Source organism: Acinetobacter sp. YH12211 (assembly GCF_013418015.1).
Taxonomy (GTDB): Bacteria; Pseudomonadota; Gammaproteobacteria; order Pseudomonadales; family Moraxellaceae; genus Acinetobacter; species Acinetobacter towneri.
The window spans coordinates 106,842-122,352 of record NZ_VPCW01000005.1 but is presented as its reverse complement, the minus strand read 5'-3'; the positions used below and the strand labels follow the sequence as shown (position 1 = coordinate 122,352).

Genomic DNA, 15,511 nt, shown 5'->3' with positions numbered 1-15,511 from the left:
GTGCGAGTCAAGACACGGCTTAATGTAAAAATGAGCCTATTTAAACCTAAAAATCGCCTTGAGTATTTACTGTTGAAATACTAATCAAATCGTATGATGAAGATATGACATCAAAAATATATGTATATTTTATTATAAATTAACCAGTTGAGGGTTCGACTTAAGTCGAATGTTTGATAAATAACCGATGAAAATGATAGATGGATATATTTATTCTATTTATTTTATATGTTTATCAATATGTTGCTTCGGTTTTTTACAGTGTGATGCAATGTAACTTCTTGTATAGAAGTTGAGATTTTCTTCAAAAACGGCTGCAAATCTACAGATAAAAAGCCTGATTTATATTTTAAAAGTTTAGATCTATTTTTATGGTCCAAATTTTACAAAAATAAGCGTATTTTTTAGTGGGTTTGTAGCACCGTTTGATCCATCAAAAATCATAATCAAGCGTGAGCTAAACCCTTGTTAATCCATAGATGAAAAAATCAAGTAGTAAAGAAGAAATGCCGAGTTGTTACGCAGTTTTTTAAATTAGTTTGAAAGCTTGTGTTTTGTGTTAAAGTTTGTAGGTTAACTCTGAATTCAGTGGATGAGTTTTGTAGACAAAATAATTCATAGGCGCGGCACACTTTAATTAACGAGGCAAAAATGAAAATACAGTTGCTGGAAATTGGTCCTGAAACGGAGCAACTCAGTGCTTGCACACTCTCGTTATTATTGGGTGTACATACGCCAAGTAACCAAATTGATGGTTTTTTGAAGTTTGCCCGTCAAATGCTGCAAGTCGATCATGCCATTTTGACTTTTAAAAATGAGCCGTACATCTGGTATTCCACCAATCAAGTTTTTAAAGCCTTTCGTGCCAACCCAAACGCACGGTTAGACGCTTTCTTTCAAGGTCAGCAACTGATTGAACCTCAACATCCTCAATATGCAAATTTTGTGCAGCACATCGCAAGTTTGGGGATAGAAGCCGCGCGCCTAATCGCACTGGATTTACTCAAAACCGATGGCGAGTCGATTGGGCAGTTGTTGTTATTTGATCATCGTGAAGAAGCGTTTAGTTTAGGTGCTTTGCCGACAGTGGCGGAGTTTGCTGCAGGTTTGGTGCGTTATATTGAATTAAAAGTTGATTATGCAAGCTTAAAAGAACTGTATGAACAGCAGTCTGCATTGAATTTTAGTAAAACCAAATTTTTCCAAATTATTGCGCATGATTTGCGCGCGCCATTTCATGGCTTATTGGGGTTTTCGGAAGTTTTAGCGCAAGAGCGCGAAACTTTGGATGATTCTAGTATTCAAAATATTGCCGACTATTTATTCGACACAGCACAATCGACCTATAACTTGCTAGAAAGTTTATTGAATTGGGCGATGGCAGAGGGTGGACGCTTTGTGTATCACCCAATTAATTTTGAGTTAAAGCAATCGACCAAAATTGTTTGCGATGTGTTGAAAAGTTTGGCAATCAAGAAAAATATTGAACTGATTGATCAAGTTGAAGAAGGCATTAAAGTTTATGCCGACATCAATATGATTACCTCGGTGATTCAAAATTTGGTGTCGAATGCGCTGAAATTTACCTTTACCGATGGCACAGGCAAAGTCATTTTACGTGCAGAGCAAACAGAAACCAGTGTGGATATTTATATTCAAGATACGGGTTTGGGCATGACTGCACAACAACTCGAAACGCTGTTCGAGCCTAAACTTACTGTTAGTTTTAAAGGCACTGCAGGTGAAAAGGGTATTGGTTTAGGTTTGGTGTTGTGTAAGCGTTTTGTCGATTTGAACCACGGGCAAATTGTGGTGGAATCGAAAGAAGGTGTGGGAACGACTTTTAAAGTCAGTTTGCCAATTGCGACCAGTAGCCATCAAGTATTAAGTAAAGAAGCGTTATTATCTGAGAAAACTTAATTTCAAAGTTTATATACAAAGCAAGCAAAAGCCTGTGGATGTTTAAAATCATCCACAGGCTTTTTTTATCGTGATCAATTTAGATCAACTCTTGCATTATTGAATGTTTTGAATCGGACTACCACCCAACGCTTGCAATAAAGTCACATAGGCGTTGTATTGGTTTTGCTTGGTCTGCAATAAACTTAAACGTGCATTGCGGGTGGTTTCTTGTGCATCTAGCAGGTTTTTTAAGGTAATCGCACCATGCCGATAACGCACCTCAGTTAAGCGTTCAGTTTTCTCTGCCAGTGCTAAATTGCGGCTTTGCAGCGCGACTTGTTGATTCAGCGCGGTTCGTGCTGACAGTGCATTTTCAACATCAGCAAAGGCTTTATATAAAGTTTGTCGATATTGCACAATGGCTTTTTCATATTCCAAAGCATTCACTTTTAGATCGCGCTGCATATCATTCCATTGCAAAAATGGCAGGGTTAAACCTGCACCTAAAGTGGCAATTGGGTTTTTTAGGGCATCGCTTAAAGAGGTATGCGCGCCTGTACCGACACCTGTACTGAGTGTGCCTGTAAGACTGATGGATGGGTAATAACTGGCTCGATTGGCATCTTTATTGGCCAAGGCTTTACGTAAACGTAATTCGGCTGCACGTAAGTCGGGACGACGTGACAGCAGTTCTGCAGGTAAGCCAGCAGTAATATTCGGTAAACGAACAGCGGCTAAACTCTGTGGTTCATTGATATTCAACATTTGCACAGGTTGATGCAGTAAAACTGCCAAGGCGGTGCGTGTTTCAACTTTTTGCTGTGCAATTTGGCTCAAGGTTGATTTTTGACTTTGCAGGGCTTGTTCGGCTTGGTTTAAATCCAATCCTGAAACTGCACCCGCGCGATATTGCGCACTGACCAATTGATACGTTTTTTGCGTACTGGCAAGGTTTTGTTGTGCGACAACATAGCGTTCATTTAAATAACCCAATTGCCAATATAAATTGGCAGTGGTTGCAATCAGGCTTTGTGCGGTGGCTTGTAAGTCTTGTTCGGTGGCTAAGGCTTCCCAACGTGCAGCTTCAGTCTGATTGGCAAGTTTACCGAATAAGTCCAATTCATAGCTCAGTCCGGGATAATTCAGCGAAATCCCACGCGCTGTATCACCATTGCCCTCTAAACTAAATTGATGCCCTGTAGAAATACCTGCATTGCCAATCCGGACACCTTGCTGACTTTGGCTTTGTTTGGCTTGTAATCTGGCTTGTTGTAAATTCAGTCCTGCAACCGCGAGGTCACTGTTACGCGCCAAGACTTGTTCAACCAATTGATTTAAAGCAGCATCGTGAAAGAGTGTCCACCAACGGTCTGTATTTAGTTGTGCAAGGACTTGCTGGCTTTTTTGCTGCTGCTCAAACTGTTGAGGAATATTTACAGCAGGTGCCTGATAAGGTGTTTTGACTACGGTTGCACAACCCACTAAGCTGCTGCCAAGAAAAAGCGCAGTGACGAGTTGGCTGAATTGTCGTGACTTCTGGTTAAATCGCATCATCATTCCTTACTCTAATTCCTTATTCTCTAGATAGCGCATCGACAGGGTTCAGTTGGGCAGCATTACGTGCAGGAATAAAACCGAACACAATTCCAATCAGGCTTGAACAGACAAAAGCGGCTACAATCGAGGTGGTGGAGTACGCCATTTGAAAGGTTCCACCTGCCACATGATTAATCAATTGCCCAATTCCGAGTGCGAGCAAGACGCCAAGTACACCGCCTAAAATACACACTAAAATGGCTTCAATTAAAAATTGCTGCAAAATATCGCTTTGTCGTGCGCCGACTGCCATGCGTACCCCAATTTCTTGGGTGCGTTCTGTGACAGAGACCAACATGATGTTCATTACGCCAATTCCACCGACCACCAGTGAAATCACTGCAATAGCAGAAACCAGTAAGGTCATGGTGGCGGTAGTTTGTTGGATGGTTTCACGGATACTGTCGGCATTTTGAGTAAATACATCCTGCGCACCATGACGCTGTACCAACAGACTTAGGATGGCATTTTCTGCTGCAGCACTTGGATATTCATCTTTGACTCGTACAATAATGCTGCGCACATGGCTTTGGCCAAGCATGCGGCTCATTACCGTAGAGTAGGGCAAATACACATTTAAGCTGTCGGCATTGCCCATCATGCTTTTTTGTTCTTCGACCACGCCAATAATACGGCTGGGTACGCTGCCCAATAAAATTACTTGCCCGACAGGGTTGCTGCCATCACTAAAAAATGTATTTTTGGTGTTGTGATCAATCACCACATCTTGCGCTTGTTCCAGCACGCTGTGTTTGTCAAAAGGCTGACCCGACTGGAAGTTCATGCCGCGCACATAGAAAAAGTCTTCGCTCACACCATTGACTGTGGCAGAAGCCTCGGTGTCTTTAAAACGTACTGTGACGTTGCTATTGACCGATGGGCTGACCCCATCCACATAAGGTTGTTCTGCCAAAGCATCGGCATCGGCAGGAATTAGGGTTTTAAGCTGAGATGAGCGCGAGGTATCACCAAAACCACGCCCTTGAAACACGGTGATGGTATTGGTGCCTAAACTGCTGATGTTTTCTAAAATTTGTTTCTGTGAACCATTGCCCAGTGCCACAACAGATACAACCGAAGCGATCCCGATAATAATCCCGAGCATGGTTAAAAAGGTGCGCATGCGATGTGCATTCATCGCCAGTAGCGCCATGCGGAAGGCTTCACCTAAACGATCAAATACAGAGCGCCAAGCTGAAGTTCTTTTTTGTGGCGGATGTTGCAAGGTTTGTTGAGTAATATCATCCTGATCGGCAGGTGTGTTGGGCTGATCAGAAATAATAAGCCCATCACTGATTTCAATAATCCGTGTGGCATTTTTAGCGACATTATGGTCATGTGTGACCAAGATGATGGTGTGACCTTTGGCATTCAGCTCACGCAAAATCCGCATCACTTCAATACCGCTATTCTTGTCGAGTGCACCTGTGGGTTCATCGGCAAGAATCACATCGCCACCATTCATCAAGGCACGTGCAATGGATACACGTTGTTGTTGCCCACCTGAAAGCTGACTTGGGCGGTTTTGGGTTTTATCGGCTAGACCTAAATCACTGAGCAGCGCAGTTGCGCGAGTTTGTCGTTCTTCAACATCGGCACCTGCATAAATTGCAGGCACTTCGACGTTGCCCGCAGCGCTTAAATCACCCAATAAGTGATAGCGCTGGAAAATAAAACCAAAATATTCACGACGTAGCTGTGCCAGTTCATCGGCTTCAAGTTGTCGGGTTTCACGTCCTTTGACTTTATAGCTGCCAGTGGTGGGTTGATCCAGACAGCCCAAAATATTCATGAGAGTGGATTTCCCCGAACCCGACTGACCTACAATGGCAACCAATTCACCTGGGTAGATCTTCAGGTCAATGCCTTTGAGAATCTGCACTGTAGATTCACCCGCAGGGAATTCACGGGTCAGATTGGTGACCTCTAACAGAGGTTGTGACTGACTCATCTTACATTCTCACTGATGGGCCAACACGACCACCACGCTTCGCCGCATCGTTTGAGGTATCGGAGCCATCGGCAATAATGACTTGATCGCCCAGTTTTAAGCCACGAATGACTTGTACTGTTGCACGGTTATTTAAGCCAAGCAATACCGATTGAGGTCGAGCTGAGCCATCGGCTTGCAGTACACGTACCATGCCTAAAGAGGCTTTACCTTGATCAATCAAGGCTTTTTCATTGGCAGTCAATTCCAAACGGGCAGGGCGTTTGGCAGAACTGGCATTGGTATTGTCGCGCTCAGCACGTACGTTGCTGTCTGAATTATTGCTGTTGCCACGACTGCGTGAACGGTTTGCACCTTGTACCGCAGCAGCAGGAATGGTCAGCACATTGCGTGCCTCTGCCAAAACAATGGACACTTGTGCGGTCATATTGATGCGTAGCTTGCCGTCTTCATTTGGTACGTCAAATAAAGCGTTGTAGTACACGGCAGAACTTGAAGATGATGAGGTGTTGTTATTGCTTTCGGTATTGATGGATTTGGGTGCAGGTTCTACCTGACGTAAAGTAGCGTAATGTTTTTTCTCACTGTTGCCCAAGGTGGTGAAATAGACCGTTTGTCCCTCTTCGACCTTCATTACATCCGCTTCAGAAATTTCTGCTTTTACAGTCATGGTGTCAAGTTTGGCTAATTTAACAATCGTGGGCGCACTTTGATTGGCGTTCACGGTTTGACCTTCTTCGGTCACAATTGCAACGACAGTGCCATCCATTGGGGCAAGAATACGGGTATAACCTAAATTTTCTTTAGACGTGTCTAAAGTTAGGCGTGACTGTTCAATTTGAGCGTTAATGGCAGCAATTTCTGCTTGTGAAGTTTTATAGTTGGCTAAGGCAGTTTCAAGTTCAGCACGTGAGGTCGCATCTTGCGCATACATGGCTTGTTGACGCTGATATTCTGCTGCGACTTTAGCAAGATTAGCTTGTCGAACCGCCAATTGTGCCTGTTGGTTTTTAATGCTGGCTTGTGCTGTTTTAAACTCGTTTTCCTGTCGTACAGAGTCAATTTGGGCAATCAACTGTCCTTGTTTGACCTGATCGCCTAACTGAACATACATTTTTTTGACTTGACCCGAAACTTGCGCACCAACGCTGACCATTTTGGTGGCTTCAAGTACGCCTGTTGCCAACACCGCACTTTCAATATCTCCACGACTTACTTCGGCAGTAATGTATTGCGGTTGTTGTTCTTTCGGTTTTAAAAAATACCAAGCGGCAAGTGCCAGCATTAGCGCAATGATAATTCCCGCAATAAGTTTGGTCGATTTTATTTTTGGCATGAGTCAAAAAACAGAAAAAAAGAAATTAAAAGGATTATAGAAGTGAAATAAGGATAAATCGTGAATTTTTTAAAGAAATTGCAAATGAGAATTATTTATTAGTGGTTTGAGCTAGATTTAATACAGTCTGAGTACGGTATTACATCCATAAAAAAAGTGAAAATAGCATCTGTTAACGAGGTGGGATAGTTTGTTTCATCTCTATGATAATTTTATGAATTTTATGATAAATGCTGAAAAATACAACTATGGTCTAAGTTGCTTAAAAAACCTTATTTTCTATATGGATTTAAGAATTAAAAGCAGCTAGTATCAAATTCCATAAAATAATTATGGATTTAATCATTAGGATAATACGGCATCGGGACGATGCAATAAAACATGACTTTAAGCAAAAAATCTGAGGGGTAAATCATGGAGTGGAGTGAGAAATTTAATATCGGAATTGATGTGATTGACAATCAACATCGACAAATTCTGGACTATATTAATGCGCTGGAAAAAATTCGGGCGACAGGTGCGCGGGAGCAAATCAAAGAAGTCTTGGATGACTTGATTGACTATACGCAATCGCATTTTAGCTTTGAAGAAAACTTGTTGTCACAGGTCAATTATCAATACTTACCATCACATCGTGGTATTCACGAACTCTTTGTGAAGCGTTTGAATGATTGCCGTCAGCGTTTTGCCAATGGCGAATCGGTAGAACATGATTTGTATCGTTTGTTGTCTAAATGGTTGATTAACCATATTCAGCATGATGATCAGGATTATGTCGATGCGGTACGCGACAATATGCTGCATTATTTGCGTTCACAGGAACAGAAAAAAGGCAAAAGTTGGTTTGCACGTTTCTTTAGCTAATCCTCTGAAAAGCAGATGATTTTAAAAATTATTTAATGAAGTCTGCTAAATTAAGCCGAGTGAGAAGCGAACAGTGTTTTACCACATAGTTCTGTAATGGCTTGTAGCACCAAATGTTCAGGGTTTTCCTTGGACATCCCTTTGATGGCGGCATCAATACGCAATAATAGGGCGGGCCATTGCAAGAAACTATTTGGATTTAAACGTCGCAAAGCTTGCTGATAAACACTGACTTTGTTTTTCCAGATACCCAGTTGCAAAGCATTTTGTGGTTGTTCAAATAATTGCATCAGCAGGCGCATTTCTTTGCTGATGCTCCACAAAATTAAACTCATGGCTTCACCCGAAGCCATGAGGTATTGAAAAATTTTCATAGCTTGCGCTAGATTTCCCGTCAGTAAAGCATCATTTAAATCATAAGTGCTATAACGAGATTGATCTTGTAAACAGGCATGTAAATGTTCAATCTGAATCTGCTGAATTTCAGGAAAGGTGTCACTGACCCGCATTAAGCTATTTTTGGCAGCCAAAAGGTTGTGTTCATGATGTTGTTCCAACCATTGCCACGCATCATGTCCTAATTGAATGCCAAGCTTTTCTGCTTCCAAACCTAAAATCTGCTGCCGATCTTTAGGATAATTCGCCGTGAGTGCAACATTGACCCCATTGGCATCAATCAACTGAAAAAAACTGGATTTCAGGCTATTGCTGTCCTGTTTTGGCATCACTACCAACAGCAAGTTTTGTTCATTGTGCTGAATATAACTTTTCAGTTGTTTTAGTGTGCTGGCATCGGGCTTGATATTGCCGTGTACTTCAACCGCCAATTGACTCGAAAACAGTGACAGACTGTTTAAGGCATTGAATACATTTTTCCAATCGCTAACGCTATTTAAATCATAACGCTGACGTTCAATATCCTGTTTTTGCCAACTGGCACGAAAAGCATCCAGCAAGTTTTGTTCGAGTAAGGGTTCTTGACCATGCAAAATCCATACGCCACGTGCTTCATCGACACGTTTGAGGGCTTGTAGATAGTCAAGTTTCATAAAAAATTCGCACTCGAAAACTTATTTAGGGTTTGAATACACAGGTGGGTTGACCAAAGGTAAACGATTAGATGAAATTTGACGCACAATTTGCTGTGCTACATCATCAATAATGACTTCTTTTAAGAATTTTTGTTCCTGATCATCGGTATTCACAGTTGCGACATCGTATTGATAACTGCGCGTTGCCATGACGGTACGAGGTTCGGTGATCGGGTTGCCTTGCGCATCTTCAATACGGAAAGTCACACTCAAACGTAATAAGGTTTCTACCAGTTTGCCATTCAATTCCAAGCGACGTGGCGTATAGTCAAGTACACGCAGTACATAGGCATTAGGGTCATTGCTGAGTTGTACGCCCGCTGTACCCATGTGAATGGAAAGTTTTTCTTCTAATTCTTCAGCATTGCTCGGTAAAGCCAGACTCATTTTTGAATAAGCCACAGGTGCAATGCTTGGATTGGTGCCTTTAAGATGAAAACCACAGCCGACTAAGCCAGCACTGAGTCCACAAGTTAAAACAATGACTGCTAGACGTTGGCTAAAGTGCATGTGCTGTCCTCTGTAATATTCTTGAAAGTTTAAAAGCGGAAGTTGAGAATATCTTGATTGTAGGTGCAAAGCCCATTGGCTGACAACGGGCTTTGTTTGGAAATTGTTTTAATTCCTTTTTTGTAGGGGGGGGTTAGGGGGATTGTTTTATAAAATCCCTCCAAACCTCCCTTTAAAAAAGGGAGGTTTAAAAGCACTTAAACCACCAAATTCACTAACTTATTCGGTACCACAATTTCTTTCTTGGTTGGCCCAGTCAAGAAAGGTTGTACTTCTGGTAACGCTTTAGCAAGTGCAAGAATGTCCTCTTTAGATGCATCTACTGCTACATCAAGCTTGCCACGTAATTTACCATTTACCTGCACCACAATCGTTTGAGTATTGCGGGTTAATGCAGACTCATCGACCACAGGGAATAAGGTGGAGGTTAATTCAATTCCGAACTCTACCAATAAGGTTTGGCTCAAGTGTGGTGCAAATGGCGCAAGCAAGGTCAATAAAGTCACAATTGCTTCACGTTCAACCGCAAGGTCTTGTTCGTTCTGCGCTTCAAACTTGTTGCAAGCATTCAAGAGTTCCATCAATGCTGCAATTGCAGTGTTGAACGCATGACGACGCTCAATATCATCGCCCACTTTTTGAATGGTTTCATGGGTTTTGCGACGTAAGTCTTGTGCTGCTGTAGCAAGTTTGCTGCTGTCAATTGCAGTTGCATTGCTGCCTTTTTCAAGGAAACCTGCCGCCAAACGCCAAACACGTTTTAAGAAGCGGTTCGCACCTTCAACGCCTGCATCTGACCATTCTAAAGACTGATCTGGTGGTGCAGCGAACATCATAAATACACGTGCAGTATCTGCGCCGTATTGGTCAATAATGGCTTGTGGGTCGATACCGTTATTTTTCGATTTCGACATTTTTTCCTGACCACCAACAATCACAGCTTGACCATCGCCTATGTATTTAGCCGAAAGAACGCGACCTTTTTCGTCTTTTTCAAGCTCGATATCGGCAGGGTTAAACCAAGTTTTCTTGCCGCTTTCTGCTTCGCGGTAGAAGGTGTCAGCCAAGACCATGCCTTGAGTCAGCAAGTTGGTAAATGGCTCATTGCCTTGTACCACGCCTTCATCACGCATAAGTTTGTGGAAGAAACGCGCGTACAATAAGTGCAAGATGGCGTGTTCTACACCACCAATATATTGATTAACTGGCAACCAAGTTTGCGCAGCTTCAGGCTTGACCATGCCACCTGTAAAGTCTGGAGATGCGTAACGTGCGTAATACCAAGATGACTCTACAAAAGTATCTAAGGTATCGGTTTCACGACGTGCTTCGCCACCACAGCATGGGCAAGTGGTTTGATAGAATTCAGGCATTTTATTTAACGGGTTGCCTGAGCCATCTGGCACAACATCGGTAGGTAAAATGACAGGAAGCTGATCTTCTGGAACTGGAACTTGTCCACATTTTTCACAGTTGATCATTGGAATTGGACAACCCCAGTAACGTTGGCGTGAAACACCCCAGTCACGTAAGCGGAATTGTACTTTTACATTGGCTAAGCCTTGTGGCTCTAATTTCGCTAAAAGCGCATCAAAAGCCGCTTGGAAATCTAAACCATCAAATTCGCCTGAATTGACCAGTTTACCTTCTTTAGAACCGTACCATTCTTGCCATTGGGTTGTGTCAAAGTCCGCATCGTCTGCACCTTTGGCATCAATCACCTGAATAATTGGCAATTGGAATTTGTTGGCAAACTCAAAATCGCGCTCATCGTGTGAAGGTACAGCCATCACCGCGCCAGAACCGTAAGACATCAACACATAGTTGGCAATCCACACAGGTAATTCTTTACCTGTTACTGGATGCTTCACAAATAAGCCAGTCGCCATGCCTTTTTTCTCGGCAGTGGCAAGGTCAGCTTCTGCCACAGAACCCATGCGGCATTCTTCAATAAAGGCTTTTAATTGTGCATTGTTTTCTGCTGCTTTTAACGCCATAGGATGTTCTGCAGCAACAGCCACATAAGTTGCACCCATTAACGTGTCAGCACGCGTTGTAAATACAGTCAGATCATCTGCATAAATTTCAGGATTTGCCGATGGGAATGTGATTTCCATCCCTTGCGAACGCCCAATCCAGTTGCGTTGCATGGTCAAGACTTGCTGTGGCCAGCCATCTTTTAAAGTTTCTAAATCGTCTAATAATTCTTGGGCATAATCGGTAATGCGGAAGTAGTACATTGGAATATCGCGTTTTTCTACCAATGCACCTGAACGCCAACCACGGCCATTTTCGACCTGTTCATTGGCCAAAACTGTTTGATCGACAGGGTCCCAATTAACTGTCGAGAGTTTGCGATAAATTAACCCTTTTTTATACAGTTGCACGAATAACCATTGTTCCCAGTGGTAATACTCTGGAGTACAAGTGGCAAATTCACGATCCCAATCTATTGCCAAACCTAGTTTTTTCAATTGGTCGCGCATGTAGGCGATATTTTCAAAAGTCCATTTAGCAGGTGCAACCTGATGGGCAATAGCCGCGTTTTCAGCAGGTAAGCCAAACGCATCCCAACCCATAGGTTGTAATACGGTTTCGCCTTTTAAACGGTGGAAACGACTAATCACATCACCAATGGTGTAGTTACGCACGTGACCCATGTGCAGTTTGCCGCTTGGGTAAGGGAACATCGAGAGAATATAACGATGTGGACCTTCGACAGTGTCGGCAACTTTAAAGGCTTTGCGAGATTCCCAGTCATTCTGGACTTGAGGTTCAATCGCACTGGCTTGATATTCAGGGTCAATGTGAGTAGTCATAAGGTTAAATCAGGAATAAACGGTTAAAAAAAGTGTGTTGCACAGCATAGCGCAAAATGCAGCAAAAAGTGAATTTTGCGCGCTGGATTGTGCAGGAAAATTTAAGCAGCCATAATTTTGCAGGCTTAAAATTAGTAAACGGCGGGATTGGCGCGTTCTTGTTGTGCTTTATTCAAAGCATCATTGGCTTCACGTTGCTGCTGATCCATTACGGGAGTGGGAGCCGTATTGTTAGCATTTGCAGGCGTTGTGCCATTTGCGGGTGCTGTTGTGGCAGTTGTGGTTTGATTTGGAATGTTCGGTGCAGAATTTCTCCAGCCGTAGGTATCGACCTTTCCTTGTTTTTTTGCAGTTTTAGGTGGAGGTGTGGTGGTGTAATGCGTCGAACCTTTTGCATCGACCCATTTATAGTATTGTTTTGCAGATACCGCACTGGTGCCTAAAATTAACATCAAGCTTGCAGAAAGATAACTCAAGCGACGAACGTGGTTTTTCATTGTAAATGTCCTGAGTAAAGGTGCAAAAGCAGACCTGAATAAACTAAAGATGAAATTGTCTAAATTTTAGCAAGGATGTGTCAGGATGACAGCACTTTTAGGGGCTTTTTTACACGATAACCTGCGCTATTTGATGAAGAGCGAAACGGCTTTAAAAATAGTCGATACTCATGGTGCAGCATTCATTAAAAATGACGTCAAATTTAAAGCCAATTCATAAATAAACAATTTCTATTTTTTTTGACTTATTCTTTATTTTTATGATTTTGATATGAAAAATTTATAGAAAATAAGGCAAGTGTCTGAAATTATATGTTTTATATGGGAATATTGAATTTAAGTGAAAATTGTGAAGTACAGCACAAAGCTTAAAAAATGCACTGTTTATGAATAAAGCAGAAAAACCCGATTTTTAAACTTGACTTTAGTCGATGAAACTACAAAAATGCACACTTTAGTTTTATGTGCCTTAGATCGATCACCCTTCGAATAAGTGTCATGTCATGCAATGGGCAACTTCTCTAGCCGAGAAGCTGAACAAAGCTTATAAAATGTGTTTACCCCAACACGTTTTAGATCTCATATTGCTTATACGGTAATCAGATCGGAAATTTTTCCTATTGCCATGAAAACTATGAAATATGTGTGCTATAACAGTGCAGGAATTAATGAACAAAACACTGCAGGTGTCTCCCATTTTGCAGTGATAAGACTAGGGTGAATCACGTTGGAACTTTTATCTGGTGGTGAAATGCTCGTTCGCGCATTGGCGGACGAAGGCGTTGAGCATGTTTTTGGATACCCAGGCGGCGCAGTACTTCATATTTACGATGCGTTCTTTCAACAAGACAAAATTAATCATTACCTCGTGCGCCATGAGCAAGCTGCTGGTCATATGGCAGATGCCTACTCGCGCGTAACAGGTAAAACTGGTGTGGTGCTAGTGACTTCAGGTCCTGGTGCAACCAACACAGTAACTCCAATTGCAACTGCGTATATGGACTCAATCCCAATGGTGATTTTGTCTGGTCAGGTTGCAACACACTTAATTGGTGAAGATGCCTTCCAAGAAACCGATATGGTGGGTATTTCACGTCCGATTGTAAAACACAGTTTCCAAGTGCGTCATGCAAGTGAAATTCCTTCAGTGATTAAGAAGGCTTTCTATATTGCATCTTCAGGCCGTCCGGGTCCTGTTGTGGTTGATATTCCAAAGGATGCAACCAACCCAGCGGAAAAATTTGCTTACGAATATCCTGAAAAAGTGAAGATGCGTTCGTATCAGCCACCGCATCGTGGTCACTCAGGTCAAATTCGTAAAGCAATTGATGAATTGTTGAATGCAAAACGCCCTGTTATTTATTCAGGCGGTGGTGTTGTTCAAGGTAATGCATCGGAGCAATTGACTGAACTTGCACACATTTTAGGTTTCCCTGTAACCAATACATTGATGGGCTTGGGTGCGTTCCCGGGCAATGATCCACAATTTATTGGTATGTTGGGTATGCATGGTACCTATGAAGCCAATATGACCATGCACAATGCCGATGTAATTTTGTGTATTGGTGCGCGTTTTGATGACCGTGTAACCAATAATCCTGCAAAATTCTGTCCAAATGCCAAAGTGATTCATATTGATATCGACCCTGCGACGATTTCAAAAACCATCATGGCGCATATTCCAATTGTGGGCGCAGTTGAGCCTGTACTTCAGGAAATGCTAGTGCAGCTGAAACAGTTAAATGTTTCTAAGCCAAACCCAGAAGCAATTGCTGCGTGGTGGAATCAGATCAATGAATGGCGCAAAGTTCATGGTCTGAAATATGATAAGCCAACTGATGGCAGTATGAAGCCACAACAAGTAGTTGAAGCATTGGATAAAGTGACCAATGGTGATGCGATCATTACTTCTGACGTAGGTCAGCACCAAATGTTTGGCGCGAACTACTATAAGTATAAGCGTCCACGTCAATGGTTGAACTCTGGTGGTTTGGGTACGATGGGCGTAGGTTTGCCGTATGCAATGGCGGCTAAACTGGCTTATCCAGATCAACAAGTTGTTTGTATTACAGGTGAAGCATCAATTCAGATGTGTATCCAAGAGCTTTCAACTTGTAAGCAATATGGCTTAAACGTAAAAATCTTGTGCTTGAATAACCAAGCTTTAGGTATGGTTAAACAATGGCAAGACATGAACTATGAAGGTCGTCACTCTAGTTCTTATGTTGACTCATTGCCAGACTTCCCTAAATTGATGGAAGCATATGGTCATGTGGGTATTCAGATTAACCATGCCGATGAGCTTGAGTCTAAGCTTACAGAAGCAATGGCGATTAATGATAAATGTGTATTCATTAACGTAATGGTTGACCGTACAGAGCACGTTTATCCGATGCAAATTGCGGGTCAATCTATGAAAGATATGTGGTTAGGTAAAGGGGAGCGTACAGAATGAGACACATTATTTCCGTTCTCGTTGAAAACGAATCAGGTGCGCTTTCTCGTTTAGTGGGTTTATTTTCTCAGCGTGGTTATAACATTGAGACTTTAAACGTTGCACCAACCGAAGACCCAACGCTTTCACGTTTAACACTGACCACGTATGGTGATGATCATAAAATTGAGCAAATCACCAAGCAATTAAACAAATTGGTTGAAGTGGTAAAAGTGGTTGACTTGTCAGAAGGTCCACATATTGAGCGTGAATTGATGCTGATTAAAGTAAAAGCGTCAGGTGCTGCACGTGCCGAAATTAAACGCACAGCAGACATCTTCCGTGGACAAATTGTAGATGTTACACCGACCACTTATACTGTACAGCTTGCGGGTACAACTGAAAAACTTGACGGTTTTATTGATGCGATTGCAGAAAATACGATCTTAGAAGTTGTACGTTCAGGTGTATCTGGTATTGCGCGTGGCGAAAAAGTTTTAACCATTTAACT

At 42.3% G+C, this 15,511-nt stretch carries 12 protein-coding genes; 5 read left to right on the top strand and 7 right to left on the bottom strand.

The window, feature by feature from the left end:
- Nucleotides 1–651: 651 nt before the first annotated feature.
- Complete coding sequence (locus FTU98_RS04505) at nucleotides 652–1,920, top strand: sensor histidine kinase KdpD (RefSeq protein WP_004974961.1); 1,269 nt, start codon at nucleotides 652–654, stop codon at nucleotides 1,918–1,920.
- 96 nt (nucleotides 1,921–2,016) lie between these two features.
- Here FTU98_RS04505 and FTU98_RS04500 read toward each other — a convergent pair whose 3' ends face one another.
- Genes FTU98_RS04500 through FTU98_RS04490 form a run of 3 tightly spaced genes read right to left on the bottom strand, consistent with a single transcriptional unit; the run spans nucleotide 2,017 to nucleotide 6,785 of the window.
- Nucleotides 2,017–3,453: an efflux transporter outer membrane subunit gene (locus FTU98_RS04500; protein WP_180050561.1), complete on the bottom strand. Its 1,437-nt coding sequence runs from the start codon at nucleotides 3,451–3,453 to the stop codon at nucleotides 2,017–2,019.
- Nucleotides 3,454–3,475: 22 nt separating this feature from the next.
- Nucleotides 3,476–5,449 (bottom strand): MacB family efflux pump subunit, encoded by a 1,974-nt coding sequence (locus tag FTU98_RS04495; RefSeq protein ID WP_178867558.1) that lies wholly within the window; start codon nucleotides 5,447–5,449, stop codon nucleotides 3,476–3,478.
- Nucleotide 5,450: 1 nt separating this feature from the next.
- Nucleotides 5,451–6,785 carry an efflux RND transporter periplasmic adaptor subunit gene (locus FTU98_RS04490; protein WP_179995045.1) on the bottom strand — a complete coding sequence of 445 codons (1,335 nt, stop codon included), beginning with the start codon at nucleotides 6,783–6,785 and terminating at the stop codon, nucleotides 5,451–5,453.
- Between the two features lie 414 nt (nucleotides 6,786–7,199).
- Here FTU98_RS04490 and FTU98_RS04485 point away from each other — a divergent pair, with 414 nt between their 5' ends.
- Nucleotides 7,200–7,649 (top strand): bacteriohemerythrin, encoded by a 450-nt coding sequence (locus tag FTU98_RS04485; protein ID WP_004974971.1) that lies wholly within the window; start codon nucleotides 7,200–7,202, stop codon nucleotides 7,647–7,649.
- Between the two features lie 50 nt (nucleotides 7,650–7,699).
- Here the strand turns inward: FTU98_RS04485 and holA are convergent, their stop codons facing one another.
- The 4 genes from holA to FTU98_RS04465 form a co-directional block, all read right to left on the bottom strand.
- Complete coding sequence (gene holA, locus FTU98_RS04480) at nucleotides 7,700–8,698, bottom strand: DNA polymerase III subunit delta (RefSeq protein WP_154320342.1); 999 nt, start codon at nucleotides 8,696–8,698, stop codon at nucleotides 7,700–7,702.
- 21 nt (nucleotides 8,699–8,719) lie between these two features.
- A complete protein-coding gene (gene lptE / locus FTU98_RS04475; RefSeq protein WP_004974973.1) occupies nucleotides 8,720–9,250 on the bottom strand; it encodes an LPS assembly lipoprotein LptE in 531 nt (176 codons plus the stop codon).
- 197 nt (nucleotides 9,251–9,447) lie between these two features.
- A complete protein-coding gene (gene leuS, locus FTU98_RS04470; RefSeq protein ID WP_180050540.1) occupies nucleotides 9,448–12,069 on the bottom strand; it encodes a leucine--tRNA ligase in 2,622 nt (873 codons plus the stop codon).
- Between the two features lie 131 nt (nucleotides 12,070–12,200).
- Complete coding sequence (locus FTU98_RS04465) at nucleotides 12,201–12,521, bottom strand: DUF4124 domain-containing protein (RefSeq protein ID WP_373885870.1); 321 nt, start codon at nucleotides 12,519–12,521, stop codon at nucleotides 12,201–12,203.
- Nucleotides 12,522–12,651: 130 nt separating this feature from the next.
- On the opposite strand from FTU98_RS04465, the gene FTU98_RS13920 reads away from it, so the two are divergent.
- The 3 genes from FTU98_RS13920 (at nucleotide 12,652) to ilvN (ending at nucleotide 15,509) form a co-directional block, all read left to right on the top strand.
- Complete coding sequence (locus tag FTU98_RS13920; RefSeq protein ID WP_257220011.1) at nucleotides 12,652–12,786, top strand: hypothetical protein; 135 nt, start codon at nucleotides 12,652–12,654, stop codon at nucleotides 12,784–12,786.
- A 507-nt stretch (nucleotides 12,787–13,293) separates the two neighbouring features.
- Complete coding sequence (locus FTU98_RS04460) at nucleotides 13,294–15,021, top strand: acetolactate synthase 3 large subunit (RefSeq protein WP_019836444.1); 1,728 nt, start codon at nucleotides 13,294–13,296, stop codon at nucleotides 15,019–15,021.
- Nucleotides 15,018–15,509, top strand: coding sequence for an acetolactate synthase small subunit (gene ilvN / locus FTU98_RS04455; RefSeq protein ID WP_004974986.1), 492 nt, complete (start codon nucleotides 15,018–15,020; stop codon nucleotides 15,507–15,509). The genes FTU98_RS04460 and ilvN overlap by 4 nt, the downstream gene beginning before the upstream one ends.
- The last annotated feature ends 2 nt before the right edge of the window (nucleotides 15,510–15,511 follow it).